At 68.3% G+C, this 22238-nt stretch carries 25 protein-coding genes; 4 read left to right on the forward strand and 21 right to left on the reverse strand.

Annotated elements, in window-relative coordinates:
* Positions 1-71: 71 nt before the first annotated feature.
* The 6 genes from ligA to GGQ97_RS05295 all read right to left on the reverse strand — a co-directional run bounded on the left by ligA (position 72) and on the right by GGQ97_RS05295 (position 5874).
* Complete coding sequence (gene ligA, locus GGQ97_RS05270; RefSeq protein ID WP_168067964.1) at positions 72-2096, reverse strand: NAD-dependent DNA ligase LigA; 2025 nt, start codon at positions 2094-2096, stop codon at positions 72-74.
* The gene (locus tag GGQ97_RS05275; protein WP_168067965.1) at positions 2093-2608 is read right to left on the reverse strand and encodes a DUF1697 domain-containing protein; all 516 of its coding nucleotides are present in this window, start codon (positions 2606-2608) and stop codon (positions 2093-2095) included. The genes ligA and GGQ97_RS05275 overlap by 4 nt, the downstream gene beginning before the upstream one ends.
* Entirely contained in the window at positions 2605-3315 is a 711-nt protein-coding gene (locus tag GGQ97_RS05280) for a dienelactone hydrolase family protein (protein ID WP_168067966.1), read from the reverse strand. The genes GGQ97_RS05275 and GGQ97_RS05280 overlap by 4 nt, the downstream gene beginning before the upstream one ends.
* A gap of 23 nt (positions 3316-3338) precedes the next feature.
* Positions 3339-4625 (reverse strand): UDP-N-acetylglucosamine 1-carboxyvinyltransferase, encoded by a 1287-nt coding sequence (gene murA, locus GGQ97_RS05285; protein ID WP_168067967.1) that lies wholly within the window; start codon positions 4623-4625, stop codon positions 3339-3341.
* Between the two features lie 47 nt (positions 4626-4672).
* Complete coding sequence (gene clpS, locus GGQ97_RS05290; protein ID WP_209022940.1) at positions 4673-5014, reverse strand: ATP-dependent Clp protease adapter ClpS; 342 nt, start codon at positions 5012-5014, stop codon at positions 4673-4675.
* A gap of 170 nt (positions 5015-5184) precedes the next feature.
* On the reverse strand, positions 5185-5874 hold the full coding sequence (locus GGQ97_RS05295) for a phasin family protein (RefSeq protein ID WP_168067969.1): 690 nt from the start codon (positions 5872-5874) through the stop codon (positions 5185-5187).
* Between the two features lie 109 nt (positions 5875-5983).
* Here GGQ97_RS05295 and gmk point away from each other — a divergent pair, with 109 nt between their 5' ends.
* On the forward strand, positions 5984-6625 hold the full coding sequence (gene gmk, locus GGQ97_RS05300) for a guanylate kinase (RefSeq protein ID WP_168067970.1): 642 nt from the start codon (positions 5984-5986) through the stop codon (positions 6623-6625).
* On the opposite strand, the gene GGQ97_RS05305 is transcribed toward gmk, so the two are convergent.
* The 7 genes from GGQ97_RS05305 to GGQ97_RS05335 form a co-directional block, all read right to left on the reverse strand.
* The gene (locus GGQ97_RS05305) at positions 6622-7323 is read right to left on the reverse strand and encodes an ATP12 family chaperone protein (RefSeq protein ID WP_168067971.1); all 702 of its coding nucleotides are present in this window, start codon (positions 7321-7323) and stop codon (positions 6622-6624) included. The two genes, gmk and GGQ97_RS05305, sit on opposite strands and share 4 nt — an antisense overlap.
* The gene (locus GGQ97_RS05310) at positions 7320-7547 is read right to left on the reverse strand and encodes a hypothetical protein (protein ID WP_168067972.1); all 228 of its coding nucleotides are present in this window, start codon (positions 7545-7547) and stop codon (positions 7320-7322) included. Before GGQ97_RS05310 ends, GGQ97_RS05305 begins: the two co-directional genes overlap by 4 nt.
* Entirely contained in the window at positions 7544-8215 is a 672-nt protein-coding gene (locus GGQ97_RS14305) for an HAD-IA family hydrolase (RefSeq protein WP_168067973.1), read from the reverse strand. Before GGQ97_RS14305 ends, GGQ97_RS05310 begins: the two co-directional genes overlap by 4 nt.
* Complete coding sequence (locus GGQ97_RS14310; protein ID WP_168067974.1) at positions 8212-9384, reverse strand: RluA family pseudouridine synthase; 1173 nt, start codon at positions 9382-9384, stop codon at positions 8212-8214. The genes GGQ97_RS14305 and GGQ97_RS14310 overlap by 4 nt, the downstream gene beginning before the upstream one ends.
* Positions 9385-9408: 24 nt before the next feature.
* Positions 9409-10659, reverse strand: a complete 1251-nt coding sequence (locus tag GGQ97_RS05325) for a DUF445 domain-containing protein (protein ID WP_245197894.1) — start codon at positions 10657-10659, stop codon at positions 9409-9411.
* 86 nt (positions 10660-10745) lie between these two features.
* Positions 10746-13940: an efflux RND transporter permease subunit gene (locus tag GGQ97_RS05330; protein WP_168067975.1), complete on the reverse strand. Its 3195-nt coding sequence runs from the start codon at positions 13938-13940 to the stop codon at positions 10746-10748.
* Between the two features lie 25 nt (positions 13941-13965).
* A complete protein-coding gene (locus GGQ97_RS05335; RefSeq protein ID WP_168067976.1) occupies positions 13966-15165 on the reverse strand; it encodes an efflux RND transporter periplasmic adaptor subunit in 1200 nt (399 codons plus the stop codon).
* 200 nt (positions 15166-15365) lie between these two features.
* Between GGQ97_RS05335 and GGQ97_RS05340 the strand changes: the two genes are divergently transcribed.
* The gene (locus GGQ97_RS05340; RefSeq protein WP_168067977.1) at positions 15366-15632 is read left to right on the forward strand and encodes a GlsB/YeaQ/YmgE family stress response membrane protein; all 267 of its coding nucleotides are present in this window, start codon (positions 15366-15368) and stop codon (positions 15630-15632) included.
* 6 nt (positions 15633-15638) lie between these two features.
* Here the strand turns inward: GGQ97_RS05340 and GGQ97_RS05345 are convergent, their stop codons facing one another.
* From GGQ97_RS05345 to GGQ97_RS05360, 4 genes are all read right to left on the reverse strand, one after another.
* Complete coding sequence (locus GGQ97_RS05345; protein WP_168067978.1) at positions 15639-15920, reverse strand: GlsB/YeaQ/YmgE family stress response membrane protein; 282 nt, start codon at positions 15918-15920, stop codon at positions 15639-15641.
* A 79-nt stretch (positions 15921-15999) separates the two neighbouring features.
* Positions 16000-16269: a GlsB/YeaQ/YmgE family stress response membrane protein gene (locus tag GGQ97_RS05350; protein WP_168067979.1), complete on the reverse strand. Its 270-nt coding sequence runs from the start codon at positions 16267-16269 to the stop codon at positions 16000-16002.
* A gap of 132 nt (positions 16270-16401) precedes the next feature.
* A complete protein-coding gene (gene sciP / locus GGQ97_RS05355; protein ID WP_168067980.1) occupies positions 16402-16701 on the reverse strand; it encodes a CtrA inhibitor SciP in 300 nt (99 codons plus the stop codon).
* 7 nt (positions 16702-16708) lie between these two features.
* Positions 16709-17005, reverse strand: coding sequence for a hypothetical protein (locus GGQ97_RS05360; protein WP_168067981.1), 297 nt, complete (start codon positions 17003-17005; stop codon positions 16709-16711).
* A 50-nt stretch (positions 17006-17055) separates the two neighbouring features.
* On the opposite strand from GGQ97_RS05360, the gene mnmA reads away from it, so the two are divergent.
* Both mnmA and GGQ97_RS05370 read left to right on the forward strand, forming a co-directional pair.
* Complete coding sequence (gene mnmA, locus GGQ97_RS05365) at positions 17056-18192, forward strand: tRNA 2-thiouridine(34) synthase MnmA (RefSeq protein WP_168067982.1); 1137 nt, start codon at positions 17056-17058, stop codon at positions 18190-18192.
* 1 nt (position 18193) lies between these two features.
* Positions 18194-18691 carry an NUDIX hydrolase gene (locus GGQ97_RS05370; RefSeq protein ID WP_168067983.1) on the forward strand — a complete coding sequence of 166 codons (498 nt, stop codon included), beginning with the start codon at positions 18194-18196 and terminating at the stop codon, positions 18689-18691.
* Here GGQ97_RS05370 and GGQ97_RS05375 read toward each other — a convergent pair.
* Genes GGQ97_RS05375 through pdxH form a run of 4 tightly spaced genes read right to left on the reverse strand, consistent with a single transcriptional unit; the run spans position 18647 to position 22180 of the window.
* Positions 18647-19888: an APC family permease gene (locus GGQ97_RS05375; RefSeq protein ID WP_168067984.1), complete on the reverse strand. Its 1242-nt coding sequence runs from the start codon at positions 19886-19888 to the stop codon at positions 18647-18649. The genes GGQ97_RS05370 and GGQ97_RS05375 overlap by 45 nt on opposite strands.
* Positions 19885-20676 carry a PhzF family phenazine biosynthesis protein gene (locus GGQ97_RS05380; protein ID WP_168067985.1) on the reverse strand — a complete coding sequence of 264 codons (792 nt, stop codon included), beginning with the start codon at positions 20674-20676 and terminating at the stop codon, positions 19885-19887. Before GGQ97_RS05380 ends, GGQ97_RS05375 begins: the two co-directional genes overlap by 4 nt.
* Positions 20673-21593 carry a cation diffusion facilitator family transporter gene (locus GGQ97_RS05385; protein ID WP_425338728.1) on the reverse strand — a complete coding sequence of 307 codons (921 nt, stop codon included), beginning with the start codon at positions 21591-21593 and terminating at the stop codon, positions 20673-20675. Before GGQ97_RS05385 ends, GGQ97_RS05380 begins: the two co-directional genes overlap by 4 nt.
* 2 nt (positions 21594-21595) lie before the next feature.
* Entirely contained in the window at positions 21596-22180 is a 585-nt protein-coding gene (gene pdxH, locus GGQ97_RS05390) for a pyridoxamine 5'-phosphate oxidase (protein ID WP_168067986.1), read from the reverse strand.
* Positions 22181-22238: the final 58 nt, after the last annotated feature.

Consider the following 22238-nt stretch of genomic DNA (forward strand, 5'->3'; position numbering starts at 1 on the left):
CAGTAGCGAACTTGTGGGAGTGTCCGCTTTCCAATCATAGCGGACATTCGCGTAGACCCTGAACGTTCGCCTCAAGCCTCCGCGACGATCCGGGCCCATTCCTCTTCGGTGGCGACGCGGATGCCGAGTTCTTCGGCTTTCTTGAGTTTGGAGCCGGCGCCGGGGCCCGCCACCACGAGGTCGGTCTTGGCGCTGACGCTTCCTGCCGCCCTCGCCCCGAGGCGTTCGGCCTGGGCCTTGGCCTCGTCGCGGCTCATGGTTTCGAGGCTGCCGGTGAAGACGATGGTCTTGCCGCTCCATTCGGTCTCGCGGGCCTGACTGACGAACGGGGCGGGAGCCGCAAACCGCAAGAGGGCGGCGACTTCCTCGCGGTTATGGGGTTCGTGGAAGAAGTCGTGGACCGCTTCGGCGACGACCGGGCCGACGCCCTCGACCGCGGAGAGTTCGGCGATGCCGTCGTCGCCGCGCGCGGCGGCCTGCAGCGCGTCGATGGTGCCGAAGCATTTCAGCAGGTCGCGGGCGGTGACGATGCCGACGTGACGGATGCCGAGGCCGAACAGTAGCCGCGCACTGTCGAACCCCTTGCGCGCCTCGATCGCGGCGAGGAGGGCGTCAACGCTCTTCTCCTTCCACCCCTCGCGGCCAAGCATGTCGGTGCGGTGCACCCCCAGGCGGAAGATGTCGGACGGCTTCTCGATCCAGCCCAGATCGGCGAATTCGACGATGGTCTTCTCGCCCAGCCCGTCGATGTCCATCGCGCCGCGGCTGACGAAATGCTTGAGGCGCTCCAATCGCTGAGCCGGGCAGACCAGGCCGCCGGTGCAGCGGATGTCGACTTCGCCCTCCTCGGCCACAGCCTCGGAGCCGCAGGCGGGGCAGTGATCGGGATAGCGGAAGGCCGGGCGGTCCTCGTCCGGCGTCAGGTTCTCGACCACCTGCGGGATGACGTCCCCGGCGCGCTGGATCCGGACCCGGTCGCCTTCACGAAGTCCAAGGCGGGCGATCTCGTCGCGGTTGTGGAGGGTGACGTTGCTGACGATCACCCCGCCGACGCCGACGGGGCGCAAGCGGCCGATCGGGGTCAGCTTGCCGGTCCGGCCGACCTGGATCTCGATCCGTTCGAGCGTGGTCTCGGCTTTTTCGGCCGGGAATTTGTGGGCGATCGCCCAGCGCGGGGCGCGGCCGACGAAGCCCAGCCGCTCCTGCCAGTCGAGGCGGTCGAGCTTGTAGACCACGCCGTCGATATCGAACGGCAGGTCGGCGCGGGCATGTTCGATGGCGGCGTAATGGGCGAGCGCGGCGTCGGCGCCGGGGAACAGGCCGAAGCGTTCGTCGACCGGGAAGCCGAGGGCGCGAAGGTGCTCGACCGCTTCGGCCTGGGTGGTGCCGAGCGGTTCCGACAGCTCGCCCCAGCCATGCGCGAGGAAGCGCAAGGGGCGGGCGGCGGTGTTTGCCGGGTCCTTCTGGCGGAGCGAGCCGGCGGCGCCGTTGCGGGGGTTGGCGAAGACCTTGCCGCCCGCCGCCGCTTGGCGCTCGTTCAAGGCGGCGAAATCGGCCTTGGACATGTAGACCTCGCCGCGCACCTCCAGCACGTCAGGCGCGCCGGTGAGCTGCTGGGGAATGTCGTTGATAGTGCGGACGTTAGGGGTGACGTCCTCGCCCACCGTGCCGTCACCGCGGGTCGCGGCCAGCACCAGGGTGCCGCCTTCGTAGCGCAGCGAGGCGGACAGGCCGTCGATCTTGGGCTCGGCAGTCAACGCCACCGGCTCGTCTTCCGACAGGCTGAGAAAGCGGCGCGCGCGGCGGACGAAGTCGTGGACGTCCTCCGCGCTGAACGCATTTTCGAGGCTCAGCATCGGCCGGGCGTGGGTGACCTTGGCCAGCGCCGAGGAGGGCGCGGCGCCGACCTGGGCGTTGGGGGAGTCTGCCCGGACCAGATGCGGGTACTCGGCCTCCAGCGCGGCGTTCTCGCGGACCAGGGCGTCATAGTCGGCGTCGCTGATCTCGGGCGCGTCCTGGTCGTGATAAAGGCGATTGTGGCGCGCGATCTCCTTGGCCAATTGGCGCAGGCGGCGGCCGGCTTCGGCTTCGGTCATGGCATGGCGCCTAGCAGGGCGGCGATCTTGCCGATCGAGTTCATGTTGCGCGCGGTGCCAGACGCGACCGCAGGGAGCTTCAATTTGCTGGAGCCGATGCCCTCGCCATAGCTGACGTAGATGGCGCGTGGTCCTAGCGCCATGCGTTCGCCGGCCACGTTGCGCGCCTCGTCCAGCATCGCCTGGGTCGGCTTGGCGTCGATGACATGCGCCATTACCCGGCTGCCCTTGTCGTCGTCGAACGGATTGGCGGCTGCAAGGTCGGCCATTTCCTTGGCCGAGCGGACGAAGATGGGCACCTCGCGGCCGAAGAAATCGGCGACCCTGGCGGCGAGGCAGGCCTGGACCTTCTTCTCGCTGTCGGCGCTGGTGAAGAGGAGGTTGCCGCTGGCGATGAAGGTGCGGACATGTCCGAACCCGCATTCCTCGCCCATGCGCTTCAATTCGCTCATCGGCAGCTTGCCGGTTCCCGCGACGTTCACCGCGCGGAGCAGCGCGACGTAGGCGGTCACCCGAACAGCTCGTCCAGATAGTCGTGGAGCGCGGCCCAGCTGCGGCGAGCGGCAGCGGCATTGTAATCGACCCCTGGGATGTTGAGCCCGGCCGCCTTGGGGTTGGTGAAGCCGTGGCCGGTGTGGCCGTAGCCGTGGATCTGCCAGTCGGCCCCGGCGTCGGTCAGCTCTTTCGCCAGCGCCACGACGGCATCGGGCGGGACCATCGGATCGTCCCACCCATGATAGGCGACGACCTTGGCCTTGATCGGCTGGGCCGGCAGGTCGGGGGCGTCGAACAGGCCGTGGAAGCTGGCGACACCCGCAATGTCTGCGCCCGAGCGGGCGAGGTCGAGGACGCACAGGCCGCCGAAGCAGAAGCCGATGGCGGCGATCCGGGCGGGGTCGGTGCCCTCCTGCGCCCTGGCGAGCTCGACGATCGCGAGCATCCGGTCGCGCAGCGCCGCGCGATCGGACTTGAGGCGGGTCATATGCCCGAAGGCGGCGTCGCGTTGGTCAGGCCCGTCATAGCTGCAGCCCCACAGGTCGGCGATCAGGCAGGCATAGCCGCGGCCGGCGAGGTCGCGGGCAAAGCCTTTCTCGAGATCGGTGATGCCGGCGAAGGTCGGCACGATGATCACCGTGCCGCGTGACGCCCCGCCGGTTCCGACAGGGACGCTGTGCAGCTGCTCGCCGCGAAACGCGTGCGCGATGGTGGTCTCGTTCATGCCGGCTCCTCCCAAGCGATCGATCAGCCGCCGCCGCGCCGCTCGATGGTCGCGCCGACGGCGGAGAGCTTCTCTTCCAGCCGCTCATAGCCGCGATCGAGGTGATAGACGCGCAGCACCTCGGTTTCGCCCTCCGCGGCCAGGCCGGCGATGATCAGGCTCATCGAGGCGCGCAGGTCGGTCGCCATCACCTTTGCGCCAGTCATGTGGTCGACCCCGTGGACGATGGCCGAGCGGCCGCGCACGTCGATGTTGGCGCCCATTCGGCGAAGCTCGGGCACGTGCATGTAGCGATTCTCGAAGATGGTTTCCTCGAGGAAGCTCTCGCCCTTCGCGCGGCACAGCATGGCCATGAATTGCGCCTGCATGTCGGTCGCGAAGCCGGGGAAAGGCGCGGTCGACAGGGCGAGCGGGCGCAGCGGCCCGTCGGCGCTGACCTTCATGCCGTGATCGTGGAATTCGATCATCAACCCGGCCTGGACCAGCGCGTTGGTGGTCGCCAGCATGTCCTCGGGGCGGATTCCGATCAGGTCGACGCTGCCGCCGGTGATCCCTGCCGCGCAGGCATAGCTTCCGGCCTCGATCCGGTCGGGCATCACCGCATAGGTGCAGCCGTGAAGCTTCTCGACGCCTTCGATCTTGATGTGCGGGCTGCCTTCGCCCTCGATATGGGCGCCCATCTTTTGCAGCAGGCGGCAGAGGTCGACGATCTCGGGCTCGCGGGCGGCATTGTAGAGGTTGGTTCGTCCGGCGGCGAGGACGGCGGCCATGACCGCATTCTCGGTCGCGCCGACCGACACCACGGGGAAGGTGAAGTCGCCGCCCGAAAGGCGCTTGCCGCCCGGCGCGGTGGCACGGACGAAACCGGCGGCGATCTCGATCTCGGCGCCGATCGCCTCGAGCGCCTGGAGGTGAAGGTCGATCGGGCGGTCGCCGATCGCGCAGCCGCCGGGCAGGGAGACGGTGGCATCGCCGGCGCGGGCCAGCAGCGGCCCGAGCACCAGGATCGACGCGCGCATCCGCCGCACCATGTCATAGGGCGCGACGGTGGAAATGAGGTTCTCGGCGCGCAGGGTCATGCGGCGGCCGATCTCGCCCTTGTGCATGCCCTCGATCTTGGTCGACACGCCAAGCTCGTTCATCAGGTGGCCGAAGCTGTCGACGTCGGCGAGACGCGGCAGGTTGCTGAGGGTCAGCTTCTCATCGGTCAGGATGGCGCAGGGCAGCAGGGTCAGCGCGCTGTTCTTCGCGCCGGAAATGGGGATGGCTCCTTCGAGCCGCTTGCCCCCCTGAATGACAATCGAGTCCATCAGCGGCGTTTAGAACTTCGTTGCGGGCGCGCAAGGTGCGCCGGGCGTCAGGCCTTTTCCAGCGTGCACTGGAGGGGGTGCTGGTTCTCCCGCGCGAAGTCGATGACCTGGCTGACCTTGGTCTCGGCGACTTCGTAGGTGAAGACGCCGCACACGCCGACGCCCTGCTGGTGGACCTGGAGCATGACCCGCGTCGCATCCTCGATGCTCATCGAGAAGAATTGCTGCAGGCACAGGACGACGAACTCCATCGGAGTATAATCGTCGTTCAGCATCAGCACCTTGTAGTTGCTCGGCTTGCGGGTGCGCGGGCGGGTGCGGGTGACGACACCGCGCTCGATCTCCTCGACGCCGTCGGACTTGCCCGGGCGGTCGTCCTCGCCGGCCATGTGGATGCTGTCGATCATAGGCACGCCGTAAGATAGGGAAGCCGGACCCGCCTTGCCAAGACGGGCAGGCGGCCATGTGCCTCGATTAAGCCCGAAAGCCAAACGTGAAAGCGGCCGCCCCCATGATACGCAAGGGGCGGCCGCAAGACTGCTGACAGGAGGAGGAGTTATCAGGCAGTCATCTCGTTGATCTTTTCGGCGTTCAGCGACGCGCGGTTCGACAGCGGCTGGATGGCCTCGCCGGCGAGCTTGACCGACGCTTCGGTCAGCTGGCTGAGGCTGGCGACCATGCGGTCGAAGTTCGACTTGGCGATTTCGCTCTGCAGCTGGAAGAACTCGGTCGGGCTCGAGACCTGGGCCAGGCTCTTCAGCTCGGCGACGTTCTGCTCGATGCCTTCACGGACGCGGCCCAGCGCATCCTCGCCGACAGTCTTGGCGCCGGTAGCGGCGATCTTGCCGGCCTCGACGACGGCCTCGACATTGGCGCGGGTCAGTTCGGCCAGTTCCTCGGCACCCTTGCGGCTCTTCTCGATCACTTCCTGGCCCTTGCTGCCGGCGTCGGCGAACAGGTTCTGGATGCGATCCATGCCGGGAACGGCGGCGAACGGCTGGAAATTGGTGAAGCTGTTGGTCGGGTTGAAGTTCATGGTGGTGTCCTCGATCTGGCGCGCGACCTTGGCGGCGCGCGGCGTGGTGTTCTTGACGGTCTGGCCACCGGCAGCCTTGCGGGCCCGCGGCTTGCGCTCGGTCTTCACCCGGCGCGCATTCACCTTCTTGACCGCTTCGACGACGGCAGCCTCGACGGGCTCGGCCTGCTCGACGGCGGTTTCGATGGTCTCGTTGTTCACAGTGTCGGTCATCATCATTCCCTTGTTGCACTGCACAATATAGTGCGCTGCACAAGATATCAAGTGTTTTGTTCGCACTTGCAGCATTGACGCTGATGCCTCGCCGATTGCAAGAGCGCGCATGGATTCTTCGCTTCGCACTCGCCGCGGCCTGCTGATCGTGCTTTCCTCACCTTCGGGGGCGGGCAAGTCGACCATCAGCCGGATGCTGATGGAGGAAGATCCCACCATCACCATGTCGATCAGCGCGACCACCCGGCCGATGCGCGAGGGCGAGGTGGCAGACGTCGACTATCATTTCGTCGACGAGGCCGAGTTCGAGCATCTGATCGAGGCCGACGAGCTGGCCGAATGGGCCTATGTCTTCGGGCATCGCTACGGCAGCCCGAAGGAGCCGATCAAGGAAGCGCTGAAAGCCGGTCGCGACACCTTGTTCGACATCGACTGGCAGGGCACTCAGCAGCTCGAATATGCCTTTCGCACCGACCTGGTGAAGATCTTCATCCTGCCGCCTTCGATGACCGAACTGGAGCGGCGGTTGACTGATCGCGGAACCGACGAGCCGGAGGTGATCGACTTCCGGATGCGCCGGGCGGCGGCCGAGATCGGGCATTGGGCGGAGTATGACTATGTCCTCATCAACGAGGACGTCGAGCGGTGCGCCGCCAAGGTGAAGGCGATCGTCGAGGCCGAGCGGCTGCGGCGCGAGCGCCAGCCCTATCTCCTCAACTTCGTCCGGCACCTGGTCGAAAAGCCGAACTAGGCGGCGGGCAGCAGCGCCAGCAGGCGGGCGCCGGCGCGGAAATCGGCCTCGCGGGCGGCCATCGCCTTTTCCGCTTCCTCGTCGGAACCCCATTGGTCGAGCTGCCAGCGCTCGTCGAGGCTGACCGCGTGCCACGCCTCGTCGACTCCGACCGCGCCCTCGTAAAGCGCGAGTGCGGCGACCAGCGATCCGCCGACGGTGACCAGCGGCGACAAGGCGGCGAGCGCGAACGGATCCAGCGCGTGCACCGCCTGGGTCAGCCGGTCGCGGGTCGCCTGCGGCTGGTCCACCGGCGCGACGCCGTGGATCACTTCGAAATCGACGTCGTAGCGGCGGCGGGCCCAGCGCAGCAGCGGATCCCAGGCAGCGGCCTGCGCGGCGATCAATTTATCCGGAGAATCGGCGCGGTAACAGAGAAGATCGCTGTTCGCGTAGCGGGCGAGGCCTTCGGCGAAGCTGTCGGGGCGCGGCGCGACATGGTCGATCGCGGCATTCGCAAGCCCCGTCAGCGGCATCGCGCGCGGGTCGACGGTCTCGCCCGCCGCGCGCCATTCGTCGGCGACGAGGCCGGCAAGGGACTCGTTCGGCAGCAGCAGCAGGGCGCGGGCTGGGGTGCGGACCGGGCGCCCGTCCAGCTCGATCCGCCACGCGCCGCCTTCGTCCGCGACTGCCGCGGCGTCCTTCCAGAAGCGCTTCATCGGCGGTCGGTCTTTGCCCAGTGCTGACGGAGCAGGACGGGGCCGAGCAAGGCCATGACCAGCCCGCAGCCGTTCAATATCATGCCAAGCCCGAGCGCGCCGCCGGGACGGACGAGGTCGCTGAAGAGGATTGCCATGCCGAGCAGGAACAGCAGCAATCCCGAGATGCGGAGCAAGGCGAAGATGCCGAAGCGCTGGCGCCATAAGTCGTCGTCGGGCGTCATGCGGCGACCTTCACCAGCGCCTCGGCCTGGTCGAGCACCTCGGCCGGGTGGGCGGCGAGCGTGTCGGCTCCGGCGGCGCGAAGCTCGGCGGCGTCGTGATAGCCCCACAGCGCGCCGATGGCATGGCAGCCGGCGGCCTTGGCCATGCCCATGTCCCAGCCGGTGTCGCCGATCACCACCGACCGATGCGGCTCGGCACCGCAGTCGGCGAGTGCCTGCAGGGTCATCGACGGGTGCGGCTTGGACGGGTGGCGGTCTGCGGTCTGGAGCGAGAGGAAGCGGGCGTGGAGGCCGTGGCTCGTCAGGCAGTGACGCAGGCCACGGTCCGACTTGCCGGTCGCCACCGAGAGCAGCCAGCCGCGTTCCTCAAGCGCGTCGAGTAGTGGGAGGATGCCGTCGTACAGCGGCTCCTCGACCTGGGCCTGCCCGCGAAGGGTGACGAACGCATCCTTGTAGGTCTGCGCCATGCGGCTGTGGAGGTCGGCATCGTGGGACGGGGCCAGTTCAGCCATCGCCTCGACCAGCGACAGGCCGATGACCCGCTGCGCCTGCTGGCGGGGCGGAAGATCGAGCCCGTGTTCGGCGAAGGCGAGGCCGAGCGCGCGGTGGATGGTCCCGCCGCTGTCGACCAGTGTGCCGTCGCAGTCGAAGATCGCGCAGCGGATCACTTGCGGCCCCTCGGCGGTCCCTTGGCGGGCGGACCCTTGGCGGGTGGGCCCTTGGAACGCGTCGGCTTGGCCGGGGCGGAGGCCGCGCCGCGACCGCGCCGCTCGCCCTTGCGCTCCTTGCGGGCGGTCTTGGCGGCGGCGGCCTTGCGGCGGAACTGCACTTCCGCGCTCTTGGCCGGGTCGGGCCGGTCGAGCGGCATGTTTTCGCCGTCGCGCGCCTCGAAGCCGAGGGTCGCCAGCGTTTCGGCAAAATGGGCCGGAAGCTCGGCGGCGGTATCGATCTCCTTGCCGCCCGGCGCGTCGATCTTGAGCCGGCGGGCATGGAGGTGGAGCTTGCGGCTCACCCCGCCGGTCAGGAACGCATCGGCCCCGCCATATTTGGCATCGCCGACGATCGGATGGCCGAGATGGGCCATGTGCGCGCGAAGCTGATGGGTGCGGCCGGTCTGCGGCTGCAGCTCGACAAAAGCGGCGCGGGTGCCGGCGCGGTCGATCACCCGGAAACGGGTGCGCGCAGCCTGACCGTCCTCGGCGACGTGCATCTTCTCGCCCCCGGTGCCGGGCTGCTTGGCGAGCGGGGCGTCGATCAGCCCCTCGTCCTGGCTGAGGTCGCCAACCACCACCGCCCAATAGACCTTGCGCGCGGTGCGCCCCGCGAAGCTTTTGGAGAAGAAGGCCGCGCTGCGGGCCGAGCGGGCGACCAGCAGCACCCCGCTGGTGTCCTTGTCGAGGCGGTGGACCAGCTTGGGCCGGTTGCCCTCCTCGTCGGCCAGCCCGTCGAGCAGGCGGTCGAGATGCTGGTCGGTCTTGGTGCCGCCCTGCGTCGCGAGGCCCGGCGGCTTGTTCAGGACGAAGGCGTCGGGCGTGGTGTCGATCACCATTTCCTGGACGAAGCTGCGTTCGTCGTCGGTCAGCGGCTCAAGCACGCGGCTCGGGCGGTCGCTGCGCGCCGGCTGGGCGTCGCGCGGCGGGATCCGGATGGTCTGCCCGGCCTCGATCCGGTCGCCCGGGGTGGCCTTTTCGCCGTTGACGCGAAGCTGCCCGGTGCGGGCCCAGCGCGAGACGAGGTTGAAGCTGACCTCATCGCCCATGTGGCGCTTGAACCAGCGGTCGAGCCGGATTCCGTCGTCGTCCGCAGCGACGGTAAAGGTGCGGTGCTCGGTGCTCATGGCCGTGCCCCCTAGCGCCTCGGCCTAGAGCGTGTCGAGGAAGTGGAGCACGAGCCCAACGAAACCGCCCACCAAAGTGCCGTTGATACGGATGTATTGGAGGTCGCGGCCGACCGCGGATTCCAGCCGTTCGGTGACCGTTCGCGCGTCCCATCCGCGGATCGTGTCGCTGACCAGGCTGACGATCGACCCGCCATAGCTGGCGGCCATCCCGGCGGCGGCACGGCGGACGAACTGGTTGACCGCGCGGCGGATCCGGGGGTCGCCTTCGAGGGTCGAGCCGGCCGAGCGCAGCACCTCGCCCATCCGTCCGGCGAGCGCGGCGTCGGGGTTGCGCGCGGCGGCGATGATCGAGGCGCGGCCCTTCTGCCACAAGCGGTCGAGCCATTGCGCGACCGAGCGGTTGGCGAGCAGCTCTTCCTTCCATTGCTCGACCCGGGCGCGGGTCTCGGGCTTGTGCTGGAGGTCGTGCGCGAGACTGGAGAGCGCTTCCACCATCTTGCCGCGCATCGGGTGGTCGGGATCGGCGCTGACCTCCACCGTCAGCTTGCGCAGGCCGTCGACGATCGCATCGGCCAGCTTCTCGTCCAGTGCGGCGAGGCGCAGCACCCAGCTTGCGCGACGCTTGACCATGTCGCGGATCAGCGATTCGTTGGCGTCGAGCGCGCGCGACAGTGCGCGGATCGCGGCCTCGAGCATGGGGACATGGCGATTGTCCTCGATCGCCGAGGCGAGCGCGGCACCGAGCAGGGGGGAGACTTCGGTCTTGGCGAGGCGCTGGGAGATGGCGCCCTTGACGATGCCGCCGAGCCGTTCGTCATCGAGGGATTCGAACAGGTCGGCGATCAGGCGCGAGGCGCCGCGGCGGATACGGGTGCCTTCGCCCGACGGCGCGCGCAGGAAGCGGCCGGCCGCTGCGGCGACGTCGATCCCGCGCATCCGCCGCGCCACCACCCGCGCGACCAGGAAATTGTCGCGGATGAAATTGGCCAGTGTGAGCCCGATCCGGTCCTTGTTGCGCGGAATGATCGCGGTGTGCGGGATCGGCAGGCCGAGCGGGTGGCGGAACAGGGCGGTGACCGCGAACCAGTCGGCCAGCCCGCCGACCATCGCGGCTTCGGCGAAGGCCTTGACCAGGCCGAGCCAGGGGTAACGCGGTTCGAGCGCGCGGGTGACCACAAAGATCGCGGCCATGACGACCAGCAGGCCGGTCGCGACCACCTTCATCCCCTGGGCGCCGGGCTGGACCGGGTTGAAGCGGGAAAGGGCTACCATGCGCCCAATAACGTCAGTCGCGGCGAAGAGGAGCAATCCATGACGCCGTGTCTATGGATTGCTCCCCTTTTGCCCGCAATGATGTCTCACTCCGCCGGCTGCGGCTGCGCCGATCCCGGCGGGCGCTGCGACTGCGGATTGGCGACCTCGCCCGGCATTTCGTGCGCGGTGGCGCGCAGGTGGCGGCCGAGCTTGCGCCCGATCCACTGCTCCATGTCGATCGCGATGCTGAAATAGGCCGGGACCAGCAGCAGGGTGAGGAAGGTCGACATGATCAGGCCGCCGATCACGGTCACGCCCATCGGCGCGCGCCAGCTGCCGTCGCCGGTCAGGCTGAGCGCAATCGGGATCATGCCCGCGACCATCGCCACCGTGGTCATCACGATCGGCTGGGCGCGCTTGTGCCCGGCCTCGATGATCGCCTCATCCTTGGTCATGCCGTGGTCCATCATCTCCACCGCGAAATCGACCAGCAGGATCGAGTTCTTGGCGACGATGCCGAGCAGCATGAGAAGCCCGATGAACACCGGCAGGCTGAGCGGCTGGCCGGCCACGTGCAGCGCGATCACCGCGCCCAGCGGGGCCAGCAGCAGCGAGCCGAGGTTGACCAGCGGCGCCAGGAAGCGGCGGTAGAGCAGCACCAGCACCGCAAACACCAGCGCGATTCCGGCGACCACCGCCAGGACGAAGTTCATGATCAGCTCGGCCTGCCACTTCTGGTCGCCAAGCTGAAGACGAGTCACGCCCGAAGGCAGGCTCTTCATGGTCGGAAGCTGGTCGATCTGCTTCCACGCCTCGCTGGAGACGGTGCCCGGAGTCAGGTCGGCGCCGACCGCGATGCGGTACATCTGGTTGGTGCGGTTGACGACCACCGGACCCGACCCGAAGCTGATCTCGGCGACCGACTTGAGCGGCACCGAACCGCCCGAGGCGGTCGGGACCGGCAGGTTCTCGAGCGTCGCGATGTTGCGGCGCTCGGACTGGTCGAGGCTGACGATGATCGGGACCTGGCGATCGGACAGCGAGAAGCGGGCGCTGTTCTGATCGATGTCGCCGATGGTCGCGATGCGGATGGTCTGGGCCAGCGCGGCGGTGCTGACGCCAAGATCGGCGGCAAGGTCGAAGCGCGGCGTGATCCGGATTTCCGGACGCACCACGTCACCCTGGACGCGCGGCGCGACCAGGATTCCGACGGTCGACATCTCGTCCGACAGCTTGTTCGCGACCTCGTTCAGCTGGACCGGGTCTTCGCCGCCCAGGAACAGGGTGATCGGCCGTCCGCCGCCGCCCGGTCCGCCGCCGCCCTGGCTGAGGAAGTTGACCTGGGCGTCGGCGATCGACGCCAGCTGCGGCGTGATCTCGCGCTCGATCTCCCAGCTCTTGGTCTCGCGGTCCTTCTTGTAGACCACGTTGATGAAGGCCGACGAGGTGAAGCTGCGCTGGAAGACGTTCTCGACGTTGGGATTGCGCCGGACGATGTCGGTGACCCGCTGGGTGACCTGGCGGGTCTGGGCGAGCGTGGTGCCCGGCGCCAGGCCGATGCGGATGGTGCTGTTGGGCAGGTCGAGCTGCGGCTGGAAGGTCATCTGCAGCTGCGAAACGCCGAACACGGTGGCGCCCATGATCAGGAAGCCGACCCCGATCATCCACACCCGGTGGTCACGGAACCGCGCCACGCGGCGGCCGAGCATGCCGTAGGCTTGCTGCTTGGCAAGCTTCGCCTTGGAGCTGTCGATGGTCCATTTCAGGGTCGACAGATAGCGGTCCATCCACTTGCCCGAGGCATGTTCCTGGACCCCGCCGCTGCGCAGGAAATAGGCGGCCATCAGCGGCGTGATCATGCGCGCCACGAGGAGACTCATGAACACCGCAAGCACGACGGTGTAGCCGAAGTTGCGGAAGAACTGGCCGGAGATGCCGGGCATCAGCGCGACCGGCAGGAACACCGCGACGATCGACATGGTGGTGGCGAGCACCGCCAGCCCGATCTCGTCGGCGGCGTCGATCGAGGCCTGGTAGGCGCTCTTGCCCATCCGCATGTGGCGGACGATGTTCTCGATCTCCACGATCGCATCGTCGACCAGCACGCCGGCGACGAGCGCGAGCGCGAGCAGCGACAGGAAGTTCAGGTTGATGGACATCAGGTCCATGAACCAGAAGGCGGGGATCGCCGAGAGCGGGATGGCGACCGCCGAGATGACCGTCGCGCGGATGTCGCGGAGGAACAGGAACACCACCAGCACCGCCAGCACCGCGCCTTCGACCAGCGCGTGGATCGAGCTGGAATATTGGCCCTTGGTGTAATCGACGCTGTTGTTGATCTCGACGAAGCGGACCCGGGGGTCCTCCGACTCGATCTTGCGCAATTCCTTCCAGGTATTCTCGTAGGCGGTGACGTCCGACGCGCCCTTGGCCCGGGCGACGTTGAAGCTGACCACAGGCCTCCCCTCGAGCGAGGTGAAGGAACGGGCCTCGGCCGAGGCATCGCGGACTTGGGCAATCTGGCCGAGCCGGACGAAGCGGCCGCCGGGAAGGGCGATCTGGGTGTCGGCAAGGGCAGCGGCGCTCTTGGCGTTGCCGAGCACGCGGACGGTCTGTTCGGAACCAGCGATCTCGGCGCGGCCGCCCGGCGCGTCGATGTTGATGGAGCGCAGCTGCTGGTTGACCTGCGCTGCGGTGATGCCCTGCGCCTGGAGCGCGGCGGGGTCGAGGATGACTCGGATCTGGCGGTCGAGGCCGCCTTCGCGGCTGACCTGCGCGACGCCGTCCTGCGACAGGAGGCGGCGCGACACGAGGCCGTCGACGAACCAGCTGAGGTCCTCGAGGCTCATGTCGGTGGCTTCCACCGCGATAAACACGAAGCCGTCGCCGCTGATGTCCTGGCGGGTGACCTGCGGCTCGAGGATGCCGTCGGGAAGGTCGCCGCGGACCTGGTCGATCGCCGCCTTGACGTCATTGACCGCGCGGTCGGTGGGAGTGCCGATCTTGAACTGGATGAAGGTGTTGCTGTTGCCTTCGCGGACGGTGGAATTGATTTCGTCCACGCCCTCGACGCCGCGAACCGCCGCCTCGACCTTCTGGGTGACCTGGTTGACCATTTCCGACGGCGCGGCGCCGGGCTGGCTGACGTTCACGTTCGCGGCCGGAAAATCGATGTCCGGATTGTTCGTGATCTCCATCGTCCGGAAGGAATAGATTCCGGTCAGCAGCAGCGCGATGAAGAGCACGATCGGCGGCACCGGGTTCTGGATGCACCAGGCCGAGATGTTGCGGAAACTCATGACGTCACGATATCCTTCGCTGCGCCTACTTGGCTGCTGCCTGGCGCTTCGGATTGACCTTCTGACCCGGATTCAGGAACGGACCGGCGGACAGCACCACCATTTCCTGGCCCGACAGGCCGGCGGTGATGGTGGCTCCGCTTTCGTCGACCACGCCGACCTTGACGCTGCGCCGCTCGGCCTCGTTCTTGGCGTTCACGACATAGACGTAATTGCCGTCATTGTCGGACAGCACCGCGCTTTGCGGCAGCAGCGGAGCGGTGGTCGACCCGGCCGAGATGCGTGCTTCGGCAAAGCCGCCCGGACGGATCCCGGCCGAATAGGGAATGGCGATCCGTACTTCACCCTGGCGCGACTGGGGATCGATCACCGGCGACACCTGCCACACCGAACCGACGACGTTGGAGGTGCTCCCGATCGGGGTCACGCTGGCCGGCATGCCGACGCGCATCGCGGCGAGGTCCTGCTGGCTGAGCTGCGCGCGCATTTCCATCTCGCCGCCGCGGGCAAGGCGGAACAAGCCCTGGCTGCCCGGGCCGATGACCTGGCCGACCTCGAGGTTGCGCTGGAGGATCAGGCCGGCGCTCGGGGCGCGAATATCGAGCAGGCCGATTCCGGCGCGGGTCGCACCGAGCTGGGCCTGGGCGACCCGGACCTGGGCATTGGCCTGGTCGCGGGCGGCCCGCTTGCGGTCGAGATCGGCCTTGGACACGAAGCCGCGGCCGACAAGGGCGGCGGAGCGATCATATTCGTTCTGCGCCAGAGCGGCGCTGGCACGGGCGGATTCGACGGCTGCGGAAAGCTGCGCCGTGGTCTGCACCTGGACCGAGCGATCCACCGTCGCGAGCGTCTGCCCGGCCTGCACCCAGGTCCCGGCATCGACCAGCACCGCGGTCACCCGGCCACCCTGGCCCGCAGCGCCGACCGGCTGGTCGCGGCGAGCGGCAAGGGCGCCGCTGGCGGTGACGATCTGCGCGACCTGGCTGCGGCCCGGAACGACCACTGTCACGGTCGGGACCTGCCCGCCGCGGCCGCCATTGCCGGCGCCCGCGGTTGCGGCGGCGCCGGTCTTGGTGTCGGCCGAATCCCCGCGGTTGAACAGGTAATAAGCGAGCGCCAGAACCAGCACGCCGATCAGCACGGCAATGATGAGGTTGCGCCGCCGCCGGGTGTCATCCACCACGACAACCGTTTCGTCCCGCGCAAGCCGGGTCTCGCGATTCATTCCTGTCACCTTCTCATCCGATGCGATCATCACGTCGCAGCTGTATTAGACGCATAAGTCACTTCTCGCAAGACAAGGCGAGTAGCCGACCAACGGCAAGTGGCATTCGACTAACGGCGCCACTGGACCAGTCGAAAGATGTTTGCCCAAGTCCGGGAATGGTTGGTAGCTGGGAGTGTCGCAACAGGAAGGAATAGTCGATGCTGGACCCGGAATATGGTTGGCTTTCGTGGATCGTGATCGGGCTCGTGGCCGGCGGGATCGCCAAGCTGGTGATGCCCGGCAAGGATCCCGGTGGCTGCATCGTCACCATCCTGCTGGGGATCGGCGGGGCGCTGGTGGCCGGTTTCCTCGGCCGCGCGCTGGGCTGGTACGATCAGCCGACCGACGGCGCAGGCTTCCTCGCCGCCATCGTCGGCGCGATCCTGATCCTGTTCATCTACCGCCTCACGCTGAAGCGGCGCTAGGCAGCCTCAGCCAGCCCGGCGGCTTCCCAGTCGCCGGGCAATCATCACCAGGCCAAGCGCCACGAACGCGCCGAGCAGCGAAAGCAGCACGGCCGGGAGCGAAAAGCCGGTCGGCTCCAGCTTGCCGGCAAGGACCGGCGTGATCACCAGCGCGCCGAGCACCGCGCCCACCGCCCCCAGCGCCACCAGGCCCAGCACGTCGCGGGCCGACCGGCTGTGCAGGATCACGCTGGCGAGCCAGCCGAGCACGGCTCCGATGTGAATAAGGGCGATCCAGGACAGGGGCATGAACCGCTCCATAAGCAAAGGGGCCGCCCGCTCCAAGAGCAGGCGACCCCAATGTGTCAGTCATTCGCTAGGCTGGAGATTAGCGCACCCGGCCACGACGAACGAGGTTGACGATCGCGAGCAGGATGATGGCACCCAGCAGCGAGACCAGGATGTTGCCGAGGCTCAGCGGGCCGTCGGTGATCGAACCACCGCCAAGCAGCGGGGTCAGCAGGAACCGGCCGAGCAGCGCGCCGAGGATGCCGACGATGATGTTAAGGAAGATACCCTGCTGGGCGTCGGTGCGCATTACGATGCTGGCAAGCCAGCCAAGCACGCCGCCGACGACGATGATGAGAATCCATTCCATTTGCGTTCCCTCCTGTTTCGCCCGAACATTTGTTCGCCGGGCGCTTCATGCGGCTTCAAGACGCCTGCAGACGCGTCTTGTTCCGGTTAGGGGAACGGTGCTGTGCTGTATCGGTTCCGGAACGAGCCTCGATCAGTAGCGCTGCTGGCGCTCGTAGACCTGGCGATAATGCTGGATCCGGGTGACCCTGAGGCCCGGCATGCCGCTGCGATCGACCGCCCGCTGCCAGCCGGCGAATTCTTCCAGGCTGAGGCCGTAGCGGGCGCACACCTCGTCCACGGTCAGCAGCCCGCCGGCAACGGCGGCCACCACCTCGGCCTTGCGGCGGACCACCCAGCGCGTCGTTCCCGGCTTGGGCAGCGACTCAAGCGTCAGCGGCTCGCCGAGCGGGCCGATCACCTGGTGGGGGCGGAACTTCTGATTTTCTAGCATTGCTTCCTCAGACGGAACTGGTGGTTGCCGGTGAGCCAGCGTTTACCGGGGGTTCTCTCAAGCAACCGTGAAGCGCGCTGGTAAACGCGCTCCTCACCTTTGCCCTGGCGTCCACCGGGCCGGCCCCGGCGAAGGCGCCGCGGACCATCTTGCCCGCGTCGCTGCCCCGGTTGGCGAGCAGTGCGACCACGGCCGCAAGGCGATCGCCATCGCCCCCGTTCGGCCCGATACTGGCCAGCACGGCGCCGAGCTCGTCCCCGTTCAGGGTCCCCGCCACGGTCAAAAATTTTGCGCTCTCGGCCAAATTCCTCGCCTCTTCCCCGTCCTTTCACCAGCACTAGCGAAAGAGGGTGAATGCCGGGTAAAGACGTCTTCGTGACATTTCCCGAGCTCCAGATCGACAAGCCGGCGGCAGCCGCACGGATCGTCGTCGCCATGTCGGGCGGGGTGGATTCGTCGGTCGCCGCAATGATCGCCGCCCGTTCGGGCGCGGAAGTGATCGGCGTGACGCTCCAGCTCTACGACCATGGCGAGGCGGCCAAGCGCTCGGGCGCCTGCTGCGCGGGCCAGGACATCTATGACGCGGCGCAGGTGTGCGAGAAGCTCGGCATCGCCCATTACGTCCTCGATTACGAAAGCCGCTTCCGCGAGGGCGTGATCGAACGGTTCGCCGACGATTATGCGCGCGGCCGGACGCCGGTGCCTTGCTCGCTGTGCAACCAGGGGGTGAAGTTCACCGACCTCCACGCCTTCGCGCGTGAGCTGCAAGCCGATGCGCTGGTCACCGGCCATTACGTCCGGCGGGTGGTCAGGAACGGCAAGGCGGAGCTGCACAAGGGCCGCGATCCGGCGCGCGACCAGAGCTATTTCCTCTACGGCACCACGCCGGAACAGCTGGACCTGCTGCGCTTCCCGATCGGCGAACTGCCCAAGGCCGAGGTGCGGCGACAGGCGGCCGAGGGCGGCCTGATCGTCGCCGCCAAGCCCGACAGCCAGGACATCTGTTTCGTGCCCGACGGCGATTATGCCGGGCTGGTGAAGCGGATGCGGCCGGAAACCGAGGCGCCGGGCGAGATCGTCGACCTGGGCGGCAAGGTGGTCGGCAGCCACAGGGGCATTGTGCATTTCACCGTCGGCCAGCGCCGCGGGCTGGAGATCGGCGGATCGCCCGAGCCGCTCTACGTGGTGCGGATCGAGCCCGACGAGCGGCGGCTGGTGGTTGGCCCCAAGCAGGCGCTTGCGGTCAGCGAAGCGACGGTCGGCGCCTGGAACTGGCTCGGCGAGGAGCAGACCGAGGTCGAGGTCAAGGTGCGCTCGCTCAGCCGTCCGGTGCCGGCGCGGCTGGAGGGCGGCGTGATCCGCTTCCACCAGCCGGAATATGGCGTCGCCCCGGGACAGGCGGCGGTGGCCTATGAAGGTGATCGACTGCTCGGCGGTGGCTGGATCGAGCACACCCGGTCCGCCATCGACGCAGTCGCGACCGCGGCCTGACATGCCGCAGCAGCGCAGCGCTGGCGTCCTTCTCTATCGCCGGCGCGGCGCCGACATCCAGGTCCTGCTCGGCCATCCCGGGGGCCCGTATTGGGCGCGCAAGGATGCGGGCGCATGGATGGTGCCCAAGGGCGCGATCGAACCGGGAGAAAGCGCGCTCGACGCCGCGCTGCGCGAATTTGCGGAAGAGGTCGGGCCGGTCCCTCCGGGCATCCCCGAGCCGCTGCTGACGGTGCGCCAGAACGGCGGCAAGCTGGTTGAGGTGTTCGCGCTGGACGGCGAATTCGATCCGGCCGCGCTGCAGAGCGCCCCGTTCGAGCTGGAATGGCCGCCGCGATCGGGGCGGATGCGCAGCTATCCCGAGCTCGACCGGGTGAAGTGGATGGGAATGGCCGAGGCGAGGACCAGGATCCTCGCCAGCCAGATGCCAGTGCTCGATGCGCTGGAGAAACTGCTAGCGGGCGCGCCGGGCGAGCAGGAACAGCAGCAGGCCGGCTAGCAGGAGGGCGGCAAGGGTCGCCCAGGCCGCGCCGCTCGCCTGGGTCGACACCGCCGCGCACAGCAGGATGCCGGTCATCCCAAGCGCAATCTCCCCCGGCGCGCGGCGCGCGATCTTGAGCCAGGCGGCTATGGTGACGGCATAGACCGCCATGCGCGCAAGCGTGCTGACCACCGCAAGCCACACGAAGCCGCCGCTCAAGGCCAGGCCGGCGACGATGGCGGCCATCAGCAGGATCGAGCCGTACGGAGTCTCGAACCGGGGGTGAACCGTCCCGATCCAGCGCGGGAGGTCGCCGCGCGCCGCCAGGGCGTGGCTGACCCGCGGGCTTGCGGTCATGTTGGCGTGGAGGTTGCCGAGCAGGCTGGTGACGGCGGCAAGCAGGATCAGCAGGGCACCGGCGGGCCCGAGCAACGCGGTGCCGAGCGCCAGCAGGGGGGCCTTCTCGCCTTCCGCGACCGGCGGCGAAACCGCCGAAAAGCCGAGCTGGACGAGGAAATAAAGCAGGGCGATGAGGAAGATCGTGACCAGCATGGCGCGGGCAATAGCGCGGCCGCCGTCGCGCGCCTCGCCCGACACGGCGACCGAATTCTCGAATCCGATAAAGGCGTAGAAGACGAGGAGGATGCTGGCCTCGGTCGCCGACAGCGGCGGCGGCGGGCCAAAGGCCGGAAGCGGGACGGTCAGCAGTGCAAGCATGGCAAGGCCCACCAGCGGCAGGCTTTTCAGCAGGGTCAGGCCGCCAAGCAGCCGCAGCGCGCGCGCGGTCCCGGCGATGTTGATCGCCGCCAGCAGCGCGATGGCGAGCAGGATCAGGACGCTGCGCAGCCACGGCTGGGGGGCGATGTCGGTCCAGCGCAGGAGATAATCGACCAGCACGTGGACGTTGGCCGCGAACGCCGCCATCCGCGCGATATAGTAGGTCCAGCCAAGCTCGAACCCGGCGAAGCGTCCGAACGCCGAGCCATAGACCACCGGCCCGCCCTCGCCCGGCATGGCGGCGATCGCCCGGGCGAAGGGAATGGCGATCAGCAGCATGACCAATGCGGCCGCCGGGAACAGCAGTGCTGCCCACGGGCCGACATCGCCGTTGAGGGTCGCCGGAAGCGCGAACACCGCAGCGCCGACCGCGCCGTTGAAGGACAGCAGCGCGGCGCCGCCGGCACCAACTTTGCGGGGCAGCGCGGTGTCGGTCAAAGCCGGAAGGTGCCTTCGATCACGGTCAGCGCCTGTCCGCCAAGCTGGACCCGGTCGCCCGCCAGCCGGCAGCGAAGCTCGCCGCCCCTGGCACCGACCTGCGCCGCGGTGAAGTCGGTCCGGCCAAGCTCGGCCGCCCAATAGGGGACCAGGGCGCAATGGGCCGAGCCGGTCACCGGGTCCTCGTCGATGCCGTGATAGGCGGCGAACACCCGGCTGGCGATGTCGCTGCGGGTGCCGGGGGCGGTGACCATCACCAGCGCGTCGATCGCGGCGAGGCGGGCGAAATCGGGACGCACCGCGCGAACCGCGGCCTCGTCAACGAGGCGGACAAGGATCGCGCCATTGCCGCCCGCGCCGATCCGCACCTCGCCGTCGACCCCGAGCGCCTCCAGCGCCTCGCTCGCCTCGCCTTCGCGGACGCGGCTGGCGGGGAGGTCGAGCCACAGAAGCCCGTCGTCGCGGGTGACGCTGAGCACGTCGGAACGGGTCTGGAAGCGCACGCGCTCGTCCTTCAGCAGGACATGCCCGCTGGCGAGGGTGGCGTGGCCGCACAGGTCGACCTCGACCGTGGGCGTGAACCAGCGCAGGTGATAGTCCGCCTCGGCGCCGTCGAGCGGCACGGTGAAGGCAGTTTCGCTGAGGTTGTTCTCGGCGGCGATGGCCTGGAGGATCTCGTCGGGCAGCCAGCCATCGAGCGGCATCACCGCCGCCGGATTGCCGGTCAGCGGGCGTCCGCTGGTGAAGGCATCGACCTGGAAGAAGGGCAGGGACAGGGGCTCGGTCATCGGCTCTCCGTCAGCTCGTGGGGCAACATGCCTTCGCGATCGGTATGCCCCTCGGGATCGAGGTGGAGGAAGATCTCGGTCCCGGGGAAGCGGCGCTGGAGATCCTCCTCGACCGCGTCGAGCCGATCGTGCGCTTCCCGGATCGTCCAGGCCTCGGGCACCCAGACGTGGAACTGGATGAAATCGTGGACCCCGCTGGTGCGGGTGCGGACGTCATGCATGCCCTTGAGCTCGGGATAGTCGGCGCAGGCGGCGAGAAAGGCTTCGCGCTTCTCGACCGGCCATTCGGCATCCATCAACTGGTTGACGCTTTCGCCCGCCGCCGACCACGCGCCCCACAGGAGCCACAGCGCGATCGCGATCCCGAAGGCGGCATCGGCGCCGCGGATGCGCAGCATGTGATCGAGGATCAGCGCGGCGATGACCGCGGCGTTGAGGAACAGGTCGGACCTGTAATGCATGTTGTCGGTCTGGATCGCGACCGAGCCGGTCTTGGCGATAACCCTTTTCTGGTAGCTCAGCAGCAGCAGGGTGCCGACCATCGCGGCGATCGACACGCCGATTCCAAGCTCGGCATGGGCGGTCGGCGCGCCGTTGAGCAGCCGGTCGATCGCCCGCCAGCCGATGCCCAGCGCGCTGGCCGCGATCAGCACCACCTGGCCGAGCGCGACCAGCGCCTCCGCCTTGCCGTGGCCGAAGCGATGGTCGTGGTCGGCCGGAAGCGCGGCGATCCGCACGCCGGCGAGCGTGAAGAGGCTGGCGACGAGGTCGAGCACCGTATCGGCGAGGCTGCCGAGCATGGCGGTCGAATCGGTTTCAATGGCTGCCCACGACTTGGCCACCATCAGCGTCAGCGCCATGAACACGCTGGCAAGCGCCGCCCGTTGCGTCAGGCGGGTGCGTTCGGGACCGACCACCCTCAAGGAAACAGCAGTCCCTGGCTCCAGCTGCCATCCGCCTGCCGCTCGAACAGGCGGCGGTGGTGGAGGCGGTATTCGACGTCTTCCCAGAATTCGATCCGGTCGGGCACCAGCCGGAAGCCGGACCAATGCTCCGGCCGGGGCACGTCGCGGTCGGCGAAGCGCGCCTTCACCTCCTCGACCCGCGCGGTGAAGGTGTCGCGGCTGTCGAGCGGGCGCGACTGGTCGCTGGCATGGGCGCCGATCTGGCTGTTGCGCGAGCGGCTTGCGAAATAGGCGTCGGCATCGGCGTCGCTGACCTGGACCAGCCGGCCCTCGGCGCGGACCTGCTTGCGCAGGCTCTTCCAGTGGATGCACAGCGAGCCCCACGGATTGGCGGCGATCTCCTGCCCCTTGCGGCTGTCGAGATTGGTGAAGAAACCGAAGCCATCGGGGCCATGCCTGCGCATCAGCACCATCCGCACCGACGGGCGCCCGTCGGGGGTGGAGGTGGCAAGCGCCATCGCGTCGGGATCGTTGATCTCCTCCGCTTCCGCCAGTGCCATCCACTCGGCGAACAGGGCGAAGGGATCGGTGTGCGACATGGCGCCCCTCTATCCGCTCCCCGCCTTGGCAGGCAAGCAATGCGGACCTAGCTGGTGC

The sequence above is a fragment of the Sphingomonas kaistensis genome (assembly GCF_011927725.1).
GTDB lineage: Bacteria > Pseudomonadota > Alphaproteobacteria > Sphingomonadales > Sphingomonadaceae > Sphingomicrobium > Sphingomicrobium kaistense.